The sequence below is a fragment of the Erythrobacter sp. HI0063 genome, assembly GCF_001635685.1.
Classification (GTDB): Bacteria; Pseudomonadota; Alphaproteobacteria; order Sphingomonadales; family Sphingomonadaceae; genus Qipengyuania.
Window position 1 is genome coordinate 1 of record NZ_LWFF01000118.1, and the last position, 287, is coordinate 287.

The window sequence follows — 287 nt, forward strand, 5'->3', positions numbered from 1 at the left end:
ATCCTGTTTGCTCCCCACGCTTTCGCACCTCAGCGTCAATAACTGTCCAGTGAGTCGCCTTCGCCACTGGTGTTCTTCCGAATATCTACGAATTTCACCTCTACACTCGGAATTCCACTCACCTCTCCAGTATTCTAGCCATCCAGTTTCAAGGGCAGTTCCGGGGTTGAGCCCCGGGATTTCACCCCTGACTTGAAAAGCCGCCTACGTGCGCTTTACGCCCAGTAATTCCGAACAACGCTAGCTCCCTCCGTATTACCGCGGCTGCTGGCACGGAGTTAGCCGGA

1 rRNA gene is annotated in these 287 nt (G+C 54.7%); it reads right to left on the bottom strand.

Going from position 1 to position 287, the window contains the following annotated elements:
* Nucleotides 1–287: ribosomal RNA gene (locus A3736_RS05235) — 16S ribosomal RNA — on the bottom strand; the annotation flags it as partial.